Origin of the sequence: Streptomyces sp. PsTaAH-124 (assembly GCF_000373685.1) — a bacterium.
Taxonomy (GTDB): domain Bacteria; phylum Actinomycetota; class Actinomycetes; order Streptomycetales; family Streptomycetaceae; genus Streptomyces; species Streptomyces andamanensis.
In genome coordinates this window covers 136,576-153,876 of record NZ_KB892208.1, presented here as the reverse complement: position 1 = coordinate 153,876, position 17,301 = coordinate 136,576, and the positions used below count along the sequence as shown (strand labels likewise).

At 73.2% G+C, this 17,301-nt stretch carries 18 protein-coding genes; 7 read left to right on the top strand and 11 right to left on the bottom strand.

The annotated features are described in order from the left end of the window. Positions 1–2 precede the first annotated feature (2 nt). Positions 3–968 (top strand): GlxA family transcriptional regulator, encoded by a 966-nt coding sequence (locus tag B086_RS46030; protein WP_018571339.1) that lies wholly within the window; start codon positions 3–5, stop codon positions 966–968. A 28-nt stretch (positions 969–996) separates the two neighbouring features. Here the strand turns inward: B086_RS46030 and B086_RS0136220 are convergent, their stop codons facing one another. From B086_RS0136220 to B086_RS0136175, 10 genes are all read right to left on the bottom strand, one after another. Next, a complete protein-coding gene (locus tag B086_RS0136220) occupies positions 997–2,403 on the bottom strand; it encodes a cytochrome P450 (RefSeq protein WP_018571338.1) in 1,407 nt (468 codons plus the stop codon). After that, positions 2,400–3,503, bottom strand: a complete 1,104-nt coding sequence (cyc1, locus tag B086_RS0136215) for an epi-isozizaene synthase (protein WP_037874580.1) — start codon at positions 3,501–3,503, stop codon at positions 2,400–2,402. Before cyc1 ends, B086_RS0136220 begins: the two co-directional genes overlap by 4 nt. Positions 3,504–3,806: 303 nt before the next feature. Continuing rightward, on the bottom strand, positions 3,807–4,457 hold the full coding sequence (gene def, locus B086_RS0136210; protein ID WP_018571336.1) for a peptide deformylase: 651 nt from the start codon (positions 4,455–4,457) through the stop codon (positions 3,807–3,809). A gap of 75 nt (positions 4,458–4,532) precedes the next feature. Further along, entirely contained in the window at positions 4,533–5,513 is a 981-nt protein-coding gene (locus B086_RS0136205) for a tetratricopeptide repeat protein (protein ID WP_018571335.1), read from the bottom strand. A gap of 104 nt (positions 5,514–5,617) precedes the next feature. Then, entirely contained in the window at positions 5,618–6,838 is a 1,221-nt protein-coding gene (locus B086_RS0136200; RefSeq protein WP_018571334.1) for an HD-GYP domain-containing protein, read from the bottom strand. Next, entirely contained in the window at positions 6,835–8,217 is a 1,383-nt protein-coding gene (locus tag B086_RS41605) for an HD-GYP domain-containing protein (protein WP_018571333.1), read from the bottom strand. The genes B086_RS0136200 and B086_RS41605 overlap by 4 nt, the downstream gene beginning before the upstream one ends. A gap of 132 nt (positions 8,218–8,349) precedes the next feature. Then, positions 8,350–8,679, bottom strand: coding sequence for a mycothiol system anti-sigma-R factor (rsrA, locus tag B086_RS0136190; RefSeq protein ID WP_018571332.1), 330 nt, complete (start codon positions 8,677–8,679; stop codon positions 8,350–8,352). Next, on the bottom strand, positions 8,676–9,371 hold the full coding sequence (sigR, locus tag B086_RS0136185; RefSeq protein WP_018571331.1) for an RNA polymerase sigma factor SigR: 696 nt from the start codon (positions 9,369–9,371) through the stop codon (positions 8,676–8,678). The genes rsrA and sigR overlap by 4 nt, the downstream gene beginning before the upstream one ends. A 320-nt stretch (positions 9,372–9,691) precedes the next feature. After that, positions 9,692–10,330: an alpha/beta family hydrolase gene (locus B086_RS0136180; protein ID WP_018571330.1), complete on the bottom strand. Its 639-nt coding sequence runs from the start codon at positions 10,328–10,330 to the stop codon at positions 9,692–9,694. Between the two features lie 92 nt (positions 10,331–10,422). Further along, positions 10,423–11,241: an SOS response-associated peptidase gene (locus B086_RS0136175; RefSeq protein WP_018571329.1), complete on the bottom strand. Its 819-nt coding sequence runs from the start codon at positions 11,239–11,241 to the stop codon at positions 10,423–10,425. 48 nt (positions 11,242–11,289) lie between these two features. Between B086_RS0136175 and B086_RS0136170 the strand changes: the two genes are divergently transcribed. From B086_RS0136170 to B086_RS0136155, 4 genes are all read left to right on the top strand, one after another. Next, entirely contained in the window at positions 11,290–12,012 is a 723-nt protein-coding gene (locus B086_RS0136170) for a M50 family metallopeptidase (RefSeq protein WP_018571328.1), read from the top strand. A gap of 56 nt (positions 12,013–12,068) precedes the next feature. After that, on the top strand, positions 12,069–13,400 hold the full coding sequence (aroA, locus tag B086_RS0136165) for a 3-phosphoshikimate 1-carboxyvinyltransferase (RefSeq protein WP_018571327.1): 1,332 nt from the start codon (positions 12,069–12,071) through the stop codon (positions 13,398–13,400). A gap of 17 nt (positions 13,401–13,417) precedes the next feature. Next, on the top strand, positions 13,418–14,428 hold the full coding sequence (gene rsgA, locus B086_RS0136160) for a ribosome small subunit-dependent GTPase A (protein ID WP_018571326.1): 1,011 nt from the start codon (positions 13,418–13,420) through the stop codon (positions 14,426–14,428). A gap of 106 nt (positions 14,429–14,534) precedes the next feature. After that, entirely contained in the window at positions 14,535–14,858 is a 324-nt protein-coding gene (locus B086_RS0136155; protein WP_018571325.1) for a DMT family transporter, read from the top strand. Between the two features lie 80 nt (positions 14,859–14,938). Here B086_RS0136155 and B086_RS0136150 read toward each other — a convergent pair whose 3' ends face one another. Continuing rightward, the gene (locus B086_RS0136150; RefSeq protein ID WP_018571324.1) at positions 14,939–15,628 is read right to left on the bottom strand and encodes a TetR/AcrR family transcriptional regulator; all 690 of its coding nucleotides are present in this window, start codon (positions 15,626–15,628) and stop codon (positions 14,939–14,941) included. Between the two features lie 161 nt (positions 15,629–15,789). Here B086_RS0136150 and hisN point away from each other — a divergent pair, with 161 nt between their 5' ends. Continuing rightward, the gene (hisN, locus tag B086_RS0136145; protein ID WP_018571323.1) at positions 15,790–16,590 is read left to right on the top strand and encodes a histidinol-phosphatase; all 801 of its coding nucleotides are present in this window, start codon (positions 15,790–15,792) and stop codon (positions 16,588–16,590) included. Between the two features lie 243 nt (positions 16,591–16,833). Then, a complete protein-coding gene (locus B086_RS0136140; RefSeq protein WP_026253138.1) occupies positions 16,834–17,235 on the top strand; it encodes a cyclic nucleotide-binding/CBS domain-containing protein in 402 nt (133 codons plus the stop codon). Positions 17,236–17,301 lie beyond the last annotated feature (66 nt).

Below are 17,301 nucleotides of genomic sequence, written 5' to 3'. Positions count from 1 at the left end.
GCATGTTGCAGAACGTGGCCGCCGTCCTGCTGGACGGCGTGCACCCCTTCGAGCTGGGTGTGGTCTGCGAGGTCTTCGGCATCGACCGCAGCGACGACGGGCTGCCCCGGTACGACTTCGCGGTGGTCTCCGCCGAGGGGCCCTCGCTGGGCACCCATGTCGGCGGCCTGGGCATCACCACGCCGTACGGGCTGGACCGGCTCGACGAGGCCGATCTGATCGCCGTGCCCGCCGGGAACGACTTCGCCACCCGGGTCTACCCGCCCGAGCTGCTGGCCGCCCTCAGACGGGCCGTGGACCGCGGCGCGCGGGTGCTCAGCGTGTGCTCCGGCGTGTTCGTGCTGGGCGCCGCCGGGCTGCTGGAGGGGCGGCGCTGCGCGGTGCACTGGCACCACGCGGCCGAGCTGGTCCGGCAGTACCCGCACGCCACGGTCGAGGCGGACGTGCTCTACGTCGACGCGGACCCGGTGATCACCTCGGCCGGCACGGCGGCCGGTATCGACGCCTGTCTGCACATCGTGCGCAAGGAGCAGGGTCCCGAGGTCGCCAACAAGATCGCCCGGCGGATGGTGGTGCCGCCGCACCGGGACGGCGGCCAGGCGCAGTACATCGAGCGGCCGCTGCCCAGATCGCGCTGCGACACCGTGGGCGAGGTACTGGTCTGGATGGAGCGGCACCTCGACGAGGAGGTCACCGTCGAGCAGCTCGCCGTCCGCGCCCACATGTCGCCGCGCACCTTCGCCCGCCGCTTCCAGCAGGAGACGGGCACCACCCCGTACCGCTGGATCCTGCGCCAGCGGGTGCTGCTGGCGCAGCGCCTGCTGGAGGGCACGGACGAGACGATGGACGCGATCGCCGACCGCACCGGGTTCGGTACGGCGGCGGCCCTGCGCCACCAGTTCGTCCGCGCGCTGGGCACCACGCCGAACGCCTACCGGCGCGCGTTCAGGGGCCCGCAGGCCGCCTGAACGCGCGCTCGCCGGTCGGCGGCGGAGGTCAGCGGGGCAGCGCCCGCAGCAGCAGGCGGCGCGGGCGCAGGGTGATCCCGATGCGCGGCCTGGGGTCGGAGCCGGGCGCCTGCTCGAAGCGGTAGGCGGTGGCGATCGCGGCGGTGAGCAGGGTGAGTTCGGCCATCGAGAAGTGGTCGCTCGGGCACTTGCGGTTGCCCACGCTGAACGGGCTCATCGCGTACTTGGGGACCTCCTTGGAGCGCTCCGGGAGCCAGCGGTCCGGGTCGAAGTCCTCGTGCCGCCCGTAGGAGCGGTGGTCGCGCTGGATGGCGTAGGGGCTGTAGATGACGTCCGCGCCGGCCGGAATGCGGTAGCCGCCCAGTTCGGTGTCGGCGACCGTGCGGCGGGTCAGAATCCAGACGGCCGGATAGAGGCGCAGTGTCTCCGTGACGACATTCGCCGTGTACCGCAGTTCTCGGACGTCCTCGAATGCGACAGGGCGGTCGCCCACCACGGTTTTGACCTCGTCGCGGATCTTGTCGCCGAGATCCGGGCGCTCGGTGAGAACGAGAAGCAGCGACATGATCATGGAGCCGACGGTTTCGCTGCCCGGGGTGAGTATCGCGATCACCTGATCATGGATCTCCTGCTCCCCAATAGGCTCGCCATTCTCGTCCTTCGCCTCCAGCAAAGCCGTCAGCAAATCGTCCGGTTTTTGACCGCTTGCCCTCCGGTCCGCGACGATCTCGTCGACCAGGAGATGCAAATCGGCCAATGCGCGGTTGAATTCGCGGTTGGACCTGACCGGCACCTTGTAGAGGGGGCCCAGCGGCACCACCATGCGCTGGTACATGCCGCTGAACAGGGTGGCCAGGGCCGTGCAGATGCGCTCGGCGCGGGCGTCCATGTAGCTGCCGCGCATCAGGCACCGGGCGGCGACGCGCACGGCGACCCGGAAGGACTCCGCGGTCACGTCGAGCACCTGCCCCGAGCGCCACCGCTCGACGAGGGCGTGCGCCTCCTCGGTCATGATCGGCCCGTACTCGGGGAGCACGTCGAGCCGGAAGGCGGGCTGGATGGTGCGGCGCTGGCGCCGGTGCAGCGGCCCGTTGGCGGTGGCCACGCCCTCCTTGCCGAGCAGGCTCTCCAGCGACTCCCACAGCGGCCCGGCGATGATGTAGTCGGGGCTGAGGGCCAGCGCGCCGGTGAGGTCGGGCGCGGTGACGGCGTACACCGTCTTGGGGCCGAGTCTGAGCCGGACCACCTCGCCGTGGTCGCGCAGCCCGCCCAGGAAGGCCAGCGGGTCGCGGGCCAGCCGCAGCCCGTGGCCGAGGAGCGGCACGGCGCCGCCGGCCAGCGGCGGCCGGCCCGGCAGCCGGCCTGCCCGCGGGCCCTGACCCGCCTGTGTACCTGTCTGCGACCCGTCCTCGGGCTTCACCGACTCGACGGTCATTTCTCACCTGCCGCTTCATTGTTGACGTACGGGGGCGTGGACCGGTCGTCCCAGCTGTCGACCATGTAACGGCCGGACTCGTGGTGGAACCAGTAGACGGAACTGAACCAGTTGCGCATATTTCCGAGGCAGGCCCTGACGGCGGAAGCCCATTCCTTTCCCTGCACCGTTCCGTCCGCGAGGCCGTCGGCGAACCGTAATCCCTCCTGCTCCGCGACGAGGAATTCATCAATGCATTCCTCCACCCGGCGGCGGATTTCCGCTATGGCTTCCTCAAGACTCAGTCCCTCGTGTTTGACAAGACTTATCCCGAGGTTGTGCACCTCGTCACCCGCGATCTCCTTGGGCAGTGAACACAGATCGTTGTACCAGGCGGCGAATTCCTGGCTCAGCAGGGCCGGACGCCGGTATGCGGGATGTCTGCGGACGGAATCGGGGAGTTCGGTCCCCGCGCTCGGTTCCAGCAGATCCGTCCAGATCCAGTGGGCGAAGGTGAGGCGGCGCAGCGCGAGGTACTCCTCGACCGTGGGGACGACGCCGTGGGCGCGGTTGTGGAACTCCCGGTCGTAGGCGTCGATCACCGCGTGGAAGTGCCGGGCGAAGCGGGCGTTCCAGGTGTCCGGCAGGAACGCGTACAGCCGCAGCACGCTGTCCGCGAACCCCGCCACCAGCGCGTCCGGGTGGCGCAGATGGTCCCGGGGGGCGTCCAGCGCCGTGTGCAGCGCGCGGCGCAGCCTGCGCCAGGCGCCCGGCCGCCCGTGGACGATGTCCCGGTCGTGGCGGTCGTCCCAGAGGAAGAACCAGGCGCTGTAGTCCGCGATGGCCTGGAGCACCGCGTCCGGGGCGCCGAGGTAGTACCCCGCCATGAGGTCGGTGTAGCGCAGGCCGTCGGCGTGCTGCTCCACCTTGTCCGCGGGCATGAGCCGCTTTTCCAGCAGCCAGCCCCGGGTCTTCTCCTGGAGTGCGGGCCAATAGGCGTGCAACTGCCTGGGAAACGCGGCCTCGATCACCGGGAGGGCGAGCGACGGCGGTACCGCCGCCACCGTCGCCGTGGGTATGGATGTGGATGTCGATGTGGTGCTGTATGGGAAAGCCGGCACGAACAACCCCTCTCAGCCGCCGGTGGCGTCCGCCCCTTCCGCTGTGCCCGGCGCACGCCGTCGCGCATCCCCGCTCTCCCATTCAGCACCACAACTGACCGTTCTGGGAACGGATTTGCTTCACTCACCATCTGGGATGCCGCGAATATCCCCTTGTGTGACTGATTCTGATTCAACAGATGCGCACAAAGGATCGAATGCGCGAGTGACCGGGTGCGGACACAGGGACGGCGCCCGACCGGTAGGACGGTCGGGCGCCGTGTGCCGTACGGGGCGCTGGGGCCCCGGGTGCCGGGAGTGCGCTCAGTCGTTGGCGACGACGGGGTAGCGCGGCTCGTTCTCGGCCATCTGCCGCAGCGCGTCCTTGCGCTCCCGCTTGGAGAGCCGGTCGATGTAGAGGTAGCCGTAGAGGTGGTCGGTCTCGTGCTGCAAACAGCGTGCGAAGTAGCCGGTGCCGCGCACCTTGACCTGGTTGCCCCGCTCGTCCTGGCCGGTCACCTCGGCGTAGTCGGGGCGGGCCAGCGGCGCGTAGGCGGTCGGCACGGACAGGCAGCCCTCGTTGCTGTCGTCCAGCCGGCGCCGGTCCGCGGGCAGCTCGACGGGCTTCGGGTTGCACAGCACGCCGACGTGCCGGACACCCTCGTCGTCCGGGCAGTCGTAGACGAAGACCTTCTTGCCGACGCCGATCTGGTTGGCGGCCAGGCCCACGCCCTCGGCGGTGCGCTGGCTGGCGAACATGTCCGCGACCAGTTGCTGGAGCTCGTCGCCGAAGTCGGTGACGTCCGCGCACTCCTTGTGCAGCACCGGATTGCCGACGACCGTGATCGGCCGCGAGGTGCCCCGCTCGCGCCAGGCCGCCTCGCGCGGCTCGCAGTCCTCCGTGTCCACGACATAGCCCTCGTCGTCGACGGGGAGCACGCCCGCGTGCTGCTGATCGGTGTCCTGCTGCGCCATGACCGACGTACGCCTTCCTGCAAGCCTGAGAAGTTCTGCCCGTACAGCCTACGGGGAGCGGGACGCGCCCGTGGTTCAGCAGACCTCTTCGAGATCGCGCCAGTCACGGGAGTCGGGGCTGTCCGCGACCCAGCCGTCCAGCAGCCCGCGCACCAGCGAGGCCGGGGCCGCCACCCCGCACTCGCGCTCCGGCACCCACAGCTGTCCGTCGGTGCGGTGGCCCAGCGGTCCCGGGTGCCCCGGCTCGCTGTGGTCGTGCGGGTCCAGGTGCTCGCCGTCGCCCTCGTCGGAGGGCATCCGCGACTCCGAGCAGGTACGGCAGAGCAGCCGTACGGAGGAGGACCAGTCCTCGGCGGCGAAGCCCGCGTCGGCGGCGAGCTGTTCCAAGGCGTCCCGGTCGGCCTCGGTGGCGGCCTCCAGCAGCACCACCCAGGTGGGCACCGGCGAGGGCGCCCACAGCTCGATCTCGTCGAAGACGGGGAAGCTGTGCCCGGCCGCGGTGGTCCGCTCGCCGTGCGGCACCCCGTCGTGCAGCACGACCTCGCCCCAGCGCCGCCCGGAGGAGGGCAGCGGGATGGACAGCACCTCGATCCTGGCCGGGTCGAGCCGGCGCCCCCAGACCACCTCGGCCTCGCCCTCCGGCGACAGCCGCACCGCGGCGCTGCCCAGCTCCATGCCGACCGGCTCGCCCGCGGCGGCCGCGCCGCCGGGCACCTTCAGGCCGTACGCCTGCCAGGAGCGCCGGGCCAGCGGCCAGTCCTGGAGCGCGGTGGCGGCGATCCCCACGTTCCACCAGTCGGGCGCCCCGCTCTCCCGCTCCAGCAGGGCCACCGCCCGCAGGCCCGCGGCCCGCGCCTGCTCCCAGTCGTGCCGGAACTTGTGCAGCAGGGCGAGGTTGAACCAGGACTCCGACAGCCAGGGCTCCAGATCGGCGGCGCGCGTCAGCAGCGCGCCCGCGTCCTCGTACCGGCCGTCGCCGATCAGGGTGAACGCGCGGTCGGTGGCCTGCCGCCAGGAGGCGGAGGGCCGGTGCCGTCCCTTGCCGAAGATCCTCACGATTCCCGCCTGCCAGTTCCGTCGTATGGGCTGGCTCTGCCCCCGGACACCCTTTCCTTCGCATCCAACCACGTACGGCTTGAGGGGCGCTCATTACCCATGGGTTACCCCGCTGCGGGAGGAGTCAGACCGTCCCGGGCCAGCACCCGGGCCAGGGATTCCACCACCTCGGCCGCGTAGGTGTCCGCGGTGGCCAGCCGCAGTTCCTCCAGCGCCCGCAGCGGGCCGTGGGGTCCGCCTGCCCGCGCCTTCTCGTCGTAGGCGTTGACGGCCCGCACGATCCGCGCGGCCCGCGGCTGCTCGGCGCACGGGTCGGCCTGCCGCTCCACCACCACCGCGACCTCCCGGTCCACCCCGGCCTGCCGGACCACGGCACCGCCGAGCAGCGCGATCCGCCGCCGCCGGTCGGCCGGCAGGTCCGCCGTGGCACCCGCGGGCACCGGGTCGACCAGGCTGAGCTGGCCGATGTCGTGCATGAGCGCGGCATGCTCCAGCACGGTCAGCTCGGGTTCCGCCAGGCCCATGTCCCGGCCCACGGCCCGGCACAGCGCGGCCACCCGCCGGGCGTGTCCGTGCGGGGTGTACCCGGCGACCTCGGTGGCGCGGGCCAGCGAGGCGATGGTCTGCCGGTAGACGGCGCGCACGGCCGCGTACCGGCGCAGGGACAGCTGGGTGAGCAGCAGCGGCACACAGAAGACGGGCAGCGCCCACAGCCCGGCCACCGCCACCCCCAGGGCCATCACCGCGCCCGTGGCGCACACCGCCGAGCCGATCCCGAGCAGGCCGCGCAGCTCCTCGCGCAGCAGCGGGCCGAACGGCCAGCGGGTGCGGCGGTGCGCGGACGCCGCGGCGAGCACCGCGCCGCACAGCGAGGTGAGCACCAGCAGGGCGACCAGCAGCAGCGCGTACGCGGGGCCGCTCAGCGACCGGAAGGCGCCCTCGTCGTACAGGGGTTGGAAGCAGACGGCGGCGAAGGCGACGGTCAGGACGCGGCGGGTGAGGTGGTCGAGGGTGCCGCCCCGGCCGCGGGCGATGTGCGGGACGCCGCCGAGCAGCGTGGCGGCCAGCACCACGGCCACGACCTGGCAGGTGCCGTGCCTGCTGTGGTGCCCGGCGACCTCGCCCAGCAGCGCGTACGACAGCGCCCCGGCGGCCCCGAGCGGCGCGGACTCGCGCAGTTCGCTCCCGGGCCGGCGGGTGAGTTCCCCGGCCAGGATCAGCACGCCGAAGGCGAGGGCGGCGCCGCGCTCCTCCAGACCGGTCCACAGGGTGACCGCCAGGCAGAGCGCGGCCACGAGGAGGGCGGCGGCGCGCAGCGGGGTCATCGGGGCGGGCCGGGCGACTCAGGCACGGGGGCCGGGTTCGTCGGGGTGTTCGGGGTGTTCGGGGTGTTCGGGGTGTTCGGATTCTTCGGGGTGTTCGGGGTGTTCTCGTCGGCGGTGACCGCCGGGTGCCAGCCGTACCGGTCCAGGGCCCGCACCAGGGCGGCGACCATCCGCGGGTCGAACTGCGTCCCGGCGCAGCGCTCCAGCTCGCCCAGGGCGGCGCCGACCGGCCGGGCCCGCCGGTAGGAGCGGGTGGACGTCATCGCGTCGAAGGCGTCGGCGACGGCGACCACCCGGGCGCACTCGGGGATCTGGGCGCCGCACAGGCCGTAGGGGTAGCCGCTGCCGTCGAGGCGTTCGTGGTGGTGCAGGATCGCGGACCTGGCCTCGCCGAGGAAGGAGATGCCGCGCACCATCTCGTGCCCGTACTCGGGGTGCAGTTCGATCACGCGCCGCTCCTCGGGGGTGAGCGGACCGTCCTTGCGCAGCAGCCGGGTGGGGACGCCGAGTTTGCCGACGTCGTGCAGGATCCCGGCGAAGCGCAGCGTCTCGACGCGTTCGTCGTCCAGGCCCAGTTCCCGGGCGATCAGCACGGAGGCGCGGCCGACCCGCTCGCTGTGGCCGCGCGTGTACCCGTCCTTGAGGTCGACGGCCTGCACCAGGGCCCGGACGGTCGCCCGGTGTGCGGCGCGCTCGCGGTGGTACTGGGCGTACACCCACCAGGAGACGCACATGGGCAGCAGGACGAGGAGGGCGGCCACCGGCCCGTACCGGCTGCGCCACAGGACGGCCATCATCAGTCCGCCGAGCCCGTGCACGGCGATCGGCGCGAGCGAGCGGACGAACCGGCCGCACCGGGCGTGCCGGGCCGCGGCGCCGCGCGGGCGCCCGCCGGGCGGGGATCCCGCCGCGAGCCGCCGGATCCCGCCGTCGAGCACGGTCAGCACCAGGCAGAACGCCGTCACGGCCGCGGCGGCGGGCAGCAGGGCGTAGGGGAAGTCACGGCCGACGACGGCGTCCCGGCCGCCCAGGTCCCCGTGCACGCGGGCGGCGGCCCACCCGGCGAGGGCGAGCTGGGCGGCCCGCCAGATCCGGCGCAGCGCCTCGGGCCGCACTCCGGCCCGGACGAGCAGGGCGCCGGGCAGCGGGACGAGCGCGGCGGCGGGCGGCGGCAACAGGAAGGCCGCGGCCAGCAGGACGGGGTAGAACGGCCCGGCGCCGTGCCGCCGCACGAGCCCGTCGCAGGCCGCCGCGACCGCGGCGAGCGCGAGCACGGCCCACCAGGGCACGGACAGGCCCGGCAGCGGCAGCAGACAGGCCAGGGCGGCCAGGGCGGCACAGGCGGCGTACGCGCGGGCCAGCGGCGGAACCGCCTCCATGACGCCCCTCCCCGGTCGTGCCAGTCCCCGGCCAGTGGGCCGAGCCTAGGGCGGCGGGAGGGGGGTCCGCGGGCCGATAACCCGCGGATTAGCACGTACGGGTGAAGCCGGGGCCGAGGGGAACGCCGGGGTTCAGGACTCCCGGGGGGTCACCGGTGCCGTGGCCACATCGCGGTCGGCGATGACGGGACGGTCGGAGACGGGCTGTCCCGAGCGGATCAGGTCGAGCCGGCCCATCACCTTGGCGCGCAGGTCCGCGGGCACGTCGTCATGGCCGCAGCACCGCTTGACCAGCTTCTTCACGGCCTGCTCCAGGCCGTACTTCTCCAGGCACGGTGAGCACTCGTCGAAGTGCTGCCGGAACTTGTCGCGGTCGACGTCCGGCATCTCGCTGTCGAGGAACTCGTACAGGTGGTCGAGTACCTCACTGCAGTCCGTTTCGTGCGGCTCTCCGCAGCTCATGAGCCCGAGCCTTTCGCTTCGTTCGACTCTCCGGCGCCGGCCGGGACCAGTCCGCGCTCGCGGGCGTAGTCCTCGAGCATGCCGCGCAGTTGACGACGGCCCCGGTGCAGCCGGGACATCACCGTACCGATGGGTGTCCCCATGATGTCCGCGATCTCCTTGTACGCAAAGCCCTCGACGTCCGCGAGATAGACGGCGATGCGGAATTCCTCGGGGATCGCCTGGAGCGCTTCCTTCACGTCCGAGTCGGGCAGGTGGTCGAGCGCCTGCGACTCCGCGGAGCGCAGCCCCGTCGACATGTGCGACTCGGCGCGGGCGAGCTGCCAGTCCTCGATCTCCTCCGCGGCGCTGCGCTGGGGCTCGCGCTGCTTCTTGCGGTAGGAGTTGATGAAGGTGTTGGTCAGGATCCGGTACAGCCACGCCTTGAGGTTGGTGCCCTCGCGGAACTGGTGGAAGGACGCGTACGCCTTCGCGTAGGTCTCCTGCACCAGGTCCTCGGCGTCGGCCGGGTTGCGCGTCATGCGCAGCGCCGCCGAGTACATCTGGTCCAGGAACTCCAGGGCGTCCCGCTCGAAGCGCGCGCTGCGCTGGGCGGTCGACTCCGCGGCCGCGTCCGCACGCGCGCCCCGGCCCTCGGGCAGCTCCGCCTGGCCGTTGTCGGTCCCTGCGTCGGTACCGGGAACCGGACCCACCTCCTCAAGCGACGTCGCGAGACCGAAGGCGGCCCCACTCGTTTCGGAGGATAGACGACGATCCGGTCCGCCCGCCGCCCGAATAGGGGCGGTCTTGGCCGCGTGCAGCACCGACCAGTCGAGGTCGGCTCGGCCCGTGCGGCCTGCGCGTCCGGTGTCGGACACCGCCGGTCGCAGCCCGTCCGCAAGGTCGCGGCGGGTGACGGCCGGGCAGATGGTGGAACCCATGCGGCGGACTTCCTCTCGTGTGGCGTCGGCGCCGGGACATCAGCACTTCTGTCCGCCTCAACAGTGCGCACCGGGCCCGCATTCCCGGGCCGTCACCCGAGTGAGCCGCACCACCGCACGACACCGTCGGTGAGGACGGCCAGCGCCTGTTCCTCGGTGGTCCCCGACCGTTTCGGCACCGCGAAGCCGTGGTCGCCGTACGGGACGGTGATCAGCTCGTAGGGGCCCTCGGGGAACTCCCCGGGCTTCCCGAAGGGGTCGTTGCCGCCCTGGACCACGAGGGTGGGGACCCCGGCGCCGAGCAGTTCACCGGCCCGGGACTTCTCCGGACGGCCCGGCGGGTGCAGCGGGAAGCCGAGGGCGAGCACCGCGTGCGCGCCCAGCAGGGCCGCCGTACGGCAGGCCACGCGCGCACCCGCGCTGCGCCCGCCCGCGACGACGGGCAGGCCCGGGGCGGTGAGCGCGGGCCAGACGCCGCACCAGCCGGTGTCCAGGGTCTTCGGCGCGGGCGCCACCTTCTTGCCCGCCACCCGCCAGGGCTGCTCCACCAGGGCCACGCTCACCCCGTGCCCGGGGAGCGCGGCGGCCAGGGCCTTCAGGTCGCGGGCCTCGATGCCGCCGCCCGCGCCGTGGCTCACGGCGAGGACGAGACGCGGCCGTGCGGCCCGGTGCCAGGTGACGCGGGCGGTGCCCGCGTCCGTCTCGACGGTCTCGGAGGTGTCAGGGCTCACCCCGGAGAGGATGTCAGAAGGGCGGCCGGGCGGCCCGCCCGCGCATCTCCGGCACGGTCGGAAGGCGGCTTGCCCGCGCGTCCCCGGCACGGTCAGAAGAGGGTGCCCTCCTCCGGGGCCTCCAGCTCCTTCAGCAGCTCGGGCCCGTTGTTGCGGACGTTGCTCACCGCGGTGGACACCGGGTAGGCGCGCATCAGGCCCTCGGGCGGCGGCGCCAGCAGCGCGCGCAGGTCGGCGGGGTCCGTGCGGGCCGGGTCCAGCCAGGCGTCCCAGCGGTCAGGGGTGAGCATCAGCGGCATCCGCGGATGGATGTCGGCCAGCGACCGCGGTCCCTCGGCCGGGCCCGCCGCCAGCGGCGCCGTCTCGGCCTCGGTGGTGATCACCGAGCAGGTCACCCACCACGCCTGCGGGTGGTCGTCGGGCAGCGTGCGGTCCCGCCAGAACTCGTACAGACCCGCCATCGCGAACACCGAGCCGTCCGCCGGGGTGACGAAGTACGGCTGCTTGCGCGGGCGTTTGCGCCTGCCCTCGACCTCCAGATCGCGCTCCTCGGCGCCGGTGACCCACTCGTAGTAGCCGTCGGCGGGCACGATGCAGCGCCGGGCGGCGAAGGCGCGGCGGTAGGACGGCTTCTCGTGCACGGTCTCCGCGCGGGCGTTGATCATCCGGGCGGCGCCCTCGGGGCTCTTCGCCCAGGACGGCACCAGTCCCCACCTCAGCTTGCGCAGCTGCCGAACCGGACGCCCGTCCCCGGCGTCCTTCAGAGGACGGTCGAGGACGACGGGGACCTCCTTGGTGGGGGCCACGTTGTAGTCGGCCGCCAGGATCTCCTCGGGCCCCTCCCACTTCTCGATCCCGAAGACCTGGACAAGGTCCCCGGGACCCCGGCTCGCTGCATACCGTCCGCACATACGTGCCACACTGCCAGACTCCGAACGACGACAGGGAGCCCCTCAGGAATGGACAGCCTCGCCGCCGTCGCGCTGCCCGGCCTCTGGGACCGGCTCGTCGGCACCCAGCCCGACCCGGACCTGTGGGTGGTGCTCGCCACCGCTGCCGCCGCCCTCGCGGTGGTGGTCCCGCACACCCTGTGGCGGATATCCCGCAACGCCATCACCATCGCCCACGAGGGCGGCCACGGTCTGGTCGCCCTGCTCACCGGCCGCACGCTGACCGGGATCCGGCTGCACTCCGACACCAGCGGCCTCACCGTCAGCCGCGGCAAGCCGTACGGCCTCGGCATGATCCTCACGGCCGCGTCCGGCTACACCGCTCCCCCGCTGCTGGGGCTCGGCGGCGCCGCCCTGCTGGCCGCCGGGCACGTCACGCTGCTGCTGTGGGCGGCCACGGCACTGCTGGTGGCGATGCTGGTGATGATCCGCAACGCCTACGGGGTGCTGACCGTCGTCCTCACCGGCGGCACGTTCCTGCTGGTGTCCTGGCTGGCGGGACCGCAGGTGCAGGCCGCGTTCGCGTACGCCGTGGTCTGGTTCCTGCTGCTGGGCGGGGTGCGCCCCGCCTTCGAACTCCAGGTCAAGCGCTCACGCGGGGGCGCCGGCGACTCGGACGCGGACCAGCTGTCCCGGCTGACGCACGTCCCCGCGGCCCTGTGGCTGTTCCTCTTCCACGCGGTGTCGCTGTGCTCGCTGATGGGCGGGGGCCGCTGGCTGCTCGGGATGTGATCGTCCGCAGCGCCGTGGGGAGGGCCGGGGCGACGCCCTCCTTATAGAGTGGGCGCATGGCCCCGAACCCCGCCCACACCGCCCTCTGGCCCGCCCCGCACGCGAGCGGAGCCGTCGACGCGACGGTCCACGTGCCCGGGTCCAAGTCGGTCACCAACCGCGCCCTGGTCCTGGCCGCCCTGGCCTCCGAACCGGGCTGGCTGCGCCGCCCGCTGCGCTCCCGGGACACCCTGCTGATGGCCGGCGCGCTGCGGGAGATGGGCGTCGGCATCGAGGAGACGGTGTCGTCCAGCACCTCGGGTGCGGGCGGCTCCGGCGAGGCGTGGCGGGTGATCCCCGCCGGACTGCACGGCCCCGCCACGGTCGACGTGGGCAACGCCGGCACCGTGATGCGCTTCCTGCCGCCGGTCGCCGCGCTCGCCGACGGCCCCATCCGCTTCGACGGCGACCCGCGCTCCTACGAGCGTCCGCTGCACGGCGTGATCGACGCGCTGCGCGCCCTCGGCGCCCGGATCGACGACGACGGCCGCGGCGCGCTGCCGCTGACCGTGCACGGCGGCGGGGCCCTGGACGGCGGCCCGGTGGAGATCGACGCCTCCTCGTCCTCCCAGTTCGTCAGCGCCCTGCTGCTGTCCGGACCGCGTTTCAACCAGGGTGTCGAGGTCCGCCACACCGGGGCGACGCTGCCGTCGATGCCGCACATCCGGATGACGGTGGACATGCTGCGCGCGGTCGGCGCCCAGGTGGACACCCCGGAGTCGGGCGGCGAGCCGAACGTGTGGCGGGTCACCCCGGGCGCGCTGCTCGGCCGGGACCTGACCGTCGAGCCGGACCTGTCGAACGCGCAGCCGTTCCTGGCGGCGGCGCTGGTGACCGGCGGCAAGGTCGTCGTCCCCGACTGGCCGCAGCGCACGACCCAGCCCGGTGACCGGCTGCGGGAGATCTTCACCGAGATGGGCGGCTCCTGCGAACTGTCCGACCAGGGGCTGGTGTTCACCGGTTCGGGTGCGGTGCACGGCATCGACGTGGACCTGGGCGAGGTCGGCGAGCTGACCCCCGGCATCGCGGCGGTCGCCGCGCTCGCCGACTCCCCCTCGACGCTGCGGGGCGTGGCGCATCTGCGGCTGCACGAGACGGACCGGCTGGCCGCGCTCACCAAGGAGATCAACGAACTCGGCGGCGATGTGACCGAGACCGCCGACGGACTGCACATCCGCCCGCGGCGGCTGCACGGCGGGGTCTTCCACACCTACGAGGACCACCGCATGGCGACGGCCGGTGCGATCATCGGCCTGGCGGTCGAGGGCGTGCAGATCGAGAACGTGGCGACGACGGCGAAGACCCTCCCGGACTTCCCCGAGCTGTGGACCGGGATGCTCGGGTCGTAGGGCGCAAGGAACACGTCATGCGCCGCTACGGCAAGCACACCGACGAGGACGACATCCGCTCCCGGCCCAACCGCAAGGGCAACCGGCCGCGCACCCACATCCGCCCCAAGCACGAGGACGCCGCCGAGGGCATGGTGCTCACCGTCGACCGGGGGCGGCTGACCTGCCTGGTCGACGGGCGCACGGTCGTCGCGATGAAGGCCCGCGAGCTGGGCCGCAAGGCCGCGGTCGTGGGCGACCAGGTGGCCCTGGTCGGCGATCTGACCGGCCAGAAGGACACCCTCGCCCGCATCGTCCGCATCGAGGAGCGCTCCTCCGTCCTGCGCCGCACGGCCGACGACGACGATCCCTACGAGCGCGTGGTCGTCGCCAACGCCGACCAGCTGGCCATCGTCACCGCGCTGGCCGACCCCGAGCCGCGCCCGCGGCTGATCGACCGCTGCCTGGTGGCGGCGTACGACGCGGGTCTGACCCCGCTGCTGGTGATGACCAAGTCGGACCTGGCGCCGCCGGACAAGCTCCTGGAGCTGTACGGGGCGCTGGACATCCCCCATGTCGTCACCAGCCGTGAGGAACTGGAGAGCGGCGGTGCGGCGGACCGGGTGCGCGCGCATCTGGGCGGCCGGGTCACGGCGTTCGTCGGGCACTCCGGCGTCGGCAAGACCACGCTCGTCAACGCGCTGGTCCCCGAGGAGCGACGGCGCACCACGGGACATGTGAACGCGGTGACCGGCCGGGGCCGGCACACCACCACCTCGGCGCTGGCGCTGCCGCTGGCGGGCGACGCGGGCTGGGTCGTCGACACCCCGGGCGTACGGTCCTTCGGGCTCGCCCACATCGACCCGTCCCGGGTCATCCTCGCCTTCCCCGACCTGGAGCCGGGCACCGAGGGCTGCCCGCGCGCGTGCAGCCACGACGAGCCGGACTGCGCGCTGGACGCCTGGGTGGCGGACGGCCACGCCGATCCGGCCCGGCTGTACTCGCTGCGCCGGCTGCTGGCCACCCGGGAGCGGACCGAGGGCGACTGAACCGGGCCAGGGCGCCCGCGTTGTTTGGCAGCCCCGCGGGCAGGTAAGTGCATAATCGCACCGAGCCGGAGCGGCCACGGAACGCGCACACACGGGAGGACAGCACATGGCGTGGCTGCTGGTCATCGTCGCGGGACTGCTCGAGACCGGCTTCGCCGTCTGTCTGAAACTCTCGCACGGCTTCACCCGGCTGTGGCCCACCATCGCCTTCGCCTGCTTCGCCCTCGGCAGCTTCGGTCTGCTCACCCTGTCGCTGCGCAAGCTGGACGTAGGTCCCGCCTACGCGGTGTGGACCGGCATCGGCGCGGCGGGCACCGCGATCTACGGGATGATCTTCCTCGGCGACCTGGTGTCGACGCTGAAGATCGTCTCGATCAGCCTGGTCATCTTCGGCGTGATCGGACTCCAGCTCTCCGGTTCCTCGCACTGAGCCGCCGCGCGGGCGCGGGGGACCGGTGTCGTCGCGGGGGGCGGTGTCGTCGCCGGGGCCGGTGTCACAGAGGGTCGCCGTCACAGAGGGCGGCGGCGCAACGCTCCGCGCACCAGCGCGGCGACGTCGGCCTCTTCCGGCGGCGCGGCCACACAGGACAGCGCCAGCCTGAACACCAGTTCGCAGACGTCCGCGAGTTCGGCACCGTCCGCGGCGGGGGTACGCGACACGCCCGGCGCGCACGGCACGTCCGCTCCGCCCCGCGCGTCCCGTCCGCCCGGCACATCCGCTCGTCCCGGCCTGTCCCGGTCCTGCGGGCCGGACAGCGCGGCCACGGCCCGGTCGCGGACGGTCGTGAGCAGATCGGCGGGCGAGGGCAGTGCCCCGCGCCGGGCCGGGACGGCACCGAAGGGTGCGGCCGCCGACGGCCTCGGCACGGGCAGCCGTTCGTCCCAGCACCCGGTCAGCATGGCCCGCACCACCGCGTTGCCGTGGGCGGCCGACGCGGTCCACTCGGCCACGGCCGTCAGGCGCCGCACCGGATCACCGGCACCCGCCAAAGCGCGTTCCACACCGGCGAGATAGCCGTCCGCCTCGCTCCTGACCAGGGCCCGCGCCAGACCGTCCTTGCCGCCGAACTCGTTGTAGAGCGTCTGCCGCGACACGCCCGCCGCGGCGGCCACGTCCACCATCCGCACCGCGGACCACGGCCGCCGGGCCAGCGCCGTACGCGCGGCGTCCAGCAAGGATTCCCGCGCTGCCGGCATCATCGCCTCCCGGGGACGCGTGCAGGTCCCGTACGACGGCTCTGGGACCACAGGTTTGGCGCGCAAGAGGGCACTGTCAAGACTCCGCGACGGCATCCGGCGGACACCCCGCGTTCAGCTTCCCCTGTGGCATTGCGTCACCTCGGCCGGATACCGTTCCCCGCATGCCCGACTATCTCGACGATCTGCGCCTGGCCCACGTCCTCGCGGACGCGGCGGACGCCGCCACGATGGACCGCTTCAAGGCCCTCGACCTCAAGGTCGAGACGAAGCCCGACATGACCCCGGTCAGCGAAGCGGACAAGGCCGCCGAGGAGCTGATCCGCGGTCAGCTCCAGCGCGCCCGGCCGCGCGACGCGGTCCTCGGCGAGGAGTACGGCGTCGAGGGCACGGGCCCCCGGCGCTGGGTCGTCGACCCGATCGACGGCACCAAGAACTACGTGCGCGGAGTGCCCGTCTGGGCCACGCTGATCGCCCTGACCGAGGCGGGCGAGGGCGGCTACCAGCCGGTCGTCGGCCTCGTCTCCGCGCCCGCGCTGGGCCGTCGCTGGTGGGCGGCGAAGGGACACGGCGCGTTCACCGGGCGCAGCCTGTCGCAGGCCTCCCGCCTCCAGGTCTCCCGGGTCTCCTCGCTGCCGGACGCCTCCTTCGCGTACTCCTCGCTCAGCGGCTGGGAGGAGCAGGGGCGGCTGGACGGCTTCCTCGACCTGACCCGCGAGGTGTGGCGCACGCGCGCGTACGGCGACTTCTGGCCGTACATGCTGGTCGCCGAGGGCGCGGTGGACATCTGCGCCGAGCCCGAGCTGTCGCTGTGGGACATGGCGGCGAACGCGATCGTCGTCACCGAGGCCGGGGGCACCTTCACCGGCCTCGACGGCCGTCCGGGACCGCACAGCGGCAACGCGGCGGCCTCCAACGGCCTGCTGCACGACGAGATGCTGGGGTATCTCAACCGGCGCGGCTGAATCACCACCGGCGCGGCCGGATCGCGGCGGACGCCCGTGCGCGCCCCCGTCCGGCCGCGCACGCCCTCTTGTTGTACCCCGTCCGGCCTGCGACTCTGGGAGCCCCCTCACTTGTGAACAAGTGAATCCCCCCTCACGCGGGCCGTTCCCGCACGGGAGGCGCGCGCTTCGCGCCTCCCGTGCGGGAGTGTGCTCCGCGTGGATTCCTTGAGGAGGTGGCTCCGCCCCATGCCCGTCCCTCCCCTGCTCGTCCGTGACGCCATGAGCACGGTGGTCCTCACCATCGGCCCCGCCCACACCCTGCGTGAGGCCGCCGTCCTGATGTCCGCCCGCGGTGTCGGCGCCGCCGTCGTGCACGACCCCGACGCCGACGGCATCGGCATCCTCACCGAACGCGACATCCTCAACTCCGTCGGCCTGGGCCAGAACCCGGACGCCGAGCACGCCCACGCCCACACCACCACCGATGTGGTCTTCGCGGCCCCCGCCTGGACCCTGGAGGAGGCGGCGGGGGCCATGGCGCGCGGCGGCTTCCGCCATCTCATCGTCCTGGACGGCGGCGAGCCGGCCGGTGTGGTCTCGGTCCGCGACATCATCCGCTGCTGGGCGCCGGTGCGGCGGTACCCGGCCCGGGTACCGGTCTGAGCCCACGCGACGGACGCGGACGTACGGCGACGGACACGGGCGTACGGGCGGCGAGCCGGACATACG

Bases quoted from the DNA above. Each gene is read 5' to 3' on its own strand.
- B086_RS46030 (WP_018571339.1), top strand. From the start codon at position 3: ATGTTGCAGAACGTGGCCGCCGTCCTGCTGGACGGCGTGCACCCCTTC.
- B086_RS0136220 (WP_018571338.1), bottom strand. From the start codon at position 2,403: ATGACCGTCGAGTCGGTGAAGCCCGAGGACGGGTCGCAGACAGGTACA.
- def (WP_018571336.1), bottom strand. From the start codon at position 4,457: ATGGCGCAGCAGGACACCGATCAGCAGCACGCGGGCGTGCTCCCCGTC.
- B086_RS0136200 (WP_018571334.1), bottom strand. From the start codon at position 6,838: ATGACCCCGCTGCGCGCCGCCGCCCTCCTCGTGGCCGCGCTCTGCCTG.
- B086_RS41605 (WP_018571333.1), bottom strand. From the start codon at position 8,217: ATGGAGGCGGTTCCGCCGCTGGCCCGCGCGTACGCCGCCTGTGCCGCC.
- rsrA (WP_018571332.1), bottom strand. From the start codon at position 8,679: ATGAGCTGCGGAGAGCCGCACGAAACGGACTGCAGTGAGGTACTCGAC.
- B086_RS0136175 (WP_018571329.1), bottom strand. From the start codon at position 11,241: ATGTGCGGACGGTATGCAGCGAGCCGGGGTCCCGGGGACCTTGTCCAG.
- B086_RS0136170 (WP_018571328.1), top strand. From the start codon at position 11,290: ATGGACAGCCTCGCCGCCGTCGCGCTGCCCGGCCTCTGGGACCGGCTC.
- aroA (WP_018571327.1), top strand. From the start codon at position 12,069: ATGGCCCCGAACCCCGCCCACACCGCCCTCTGGCCCGCCCCGCACGCG.
- rsgA (WP_018571326.1), top strand. From the start codon at position 13,418: ATGCGCCGCTACGGCAAGCACACCGACGAGGACGACATCCGCTCCCGG.
- B086_RS0136155 (WP_018571325.1), top strand. From the start codon at position 14,535: ATGGCGTGGCTGCTGGTCATCGTCGCGGGACTGCTCGAGACCGGCTTC.
- B086_RS0136150 (WP_018571324.1), bottom strand. From the start codon at position 15,628: ATGATGCCGGCAGCGCGGGAATCCTTGCTGGACGCCGCGCGTACGGCG.
- hisN (WP_018571323.1), top strand. From the start codon at position 15,790: ATGCCCGACTATCTCGACGATCTGCGCCTGGCCCACGTCCTCGCGGAC.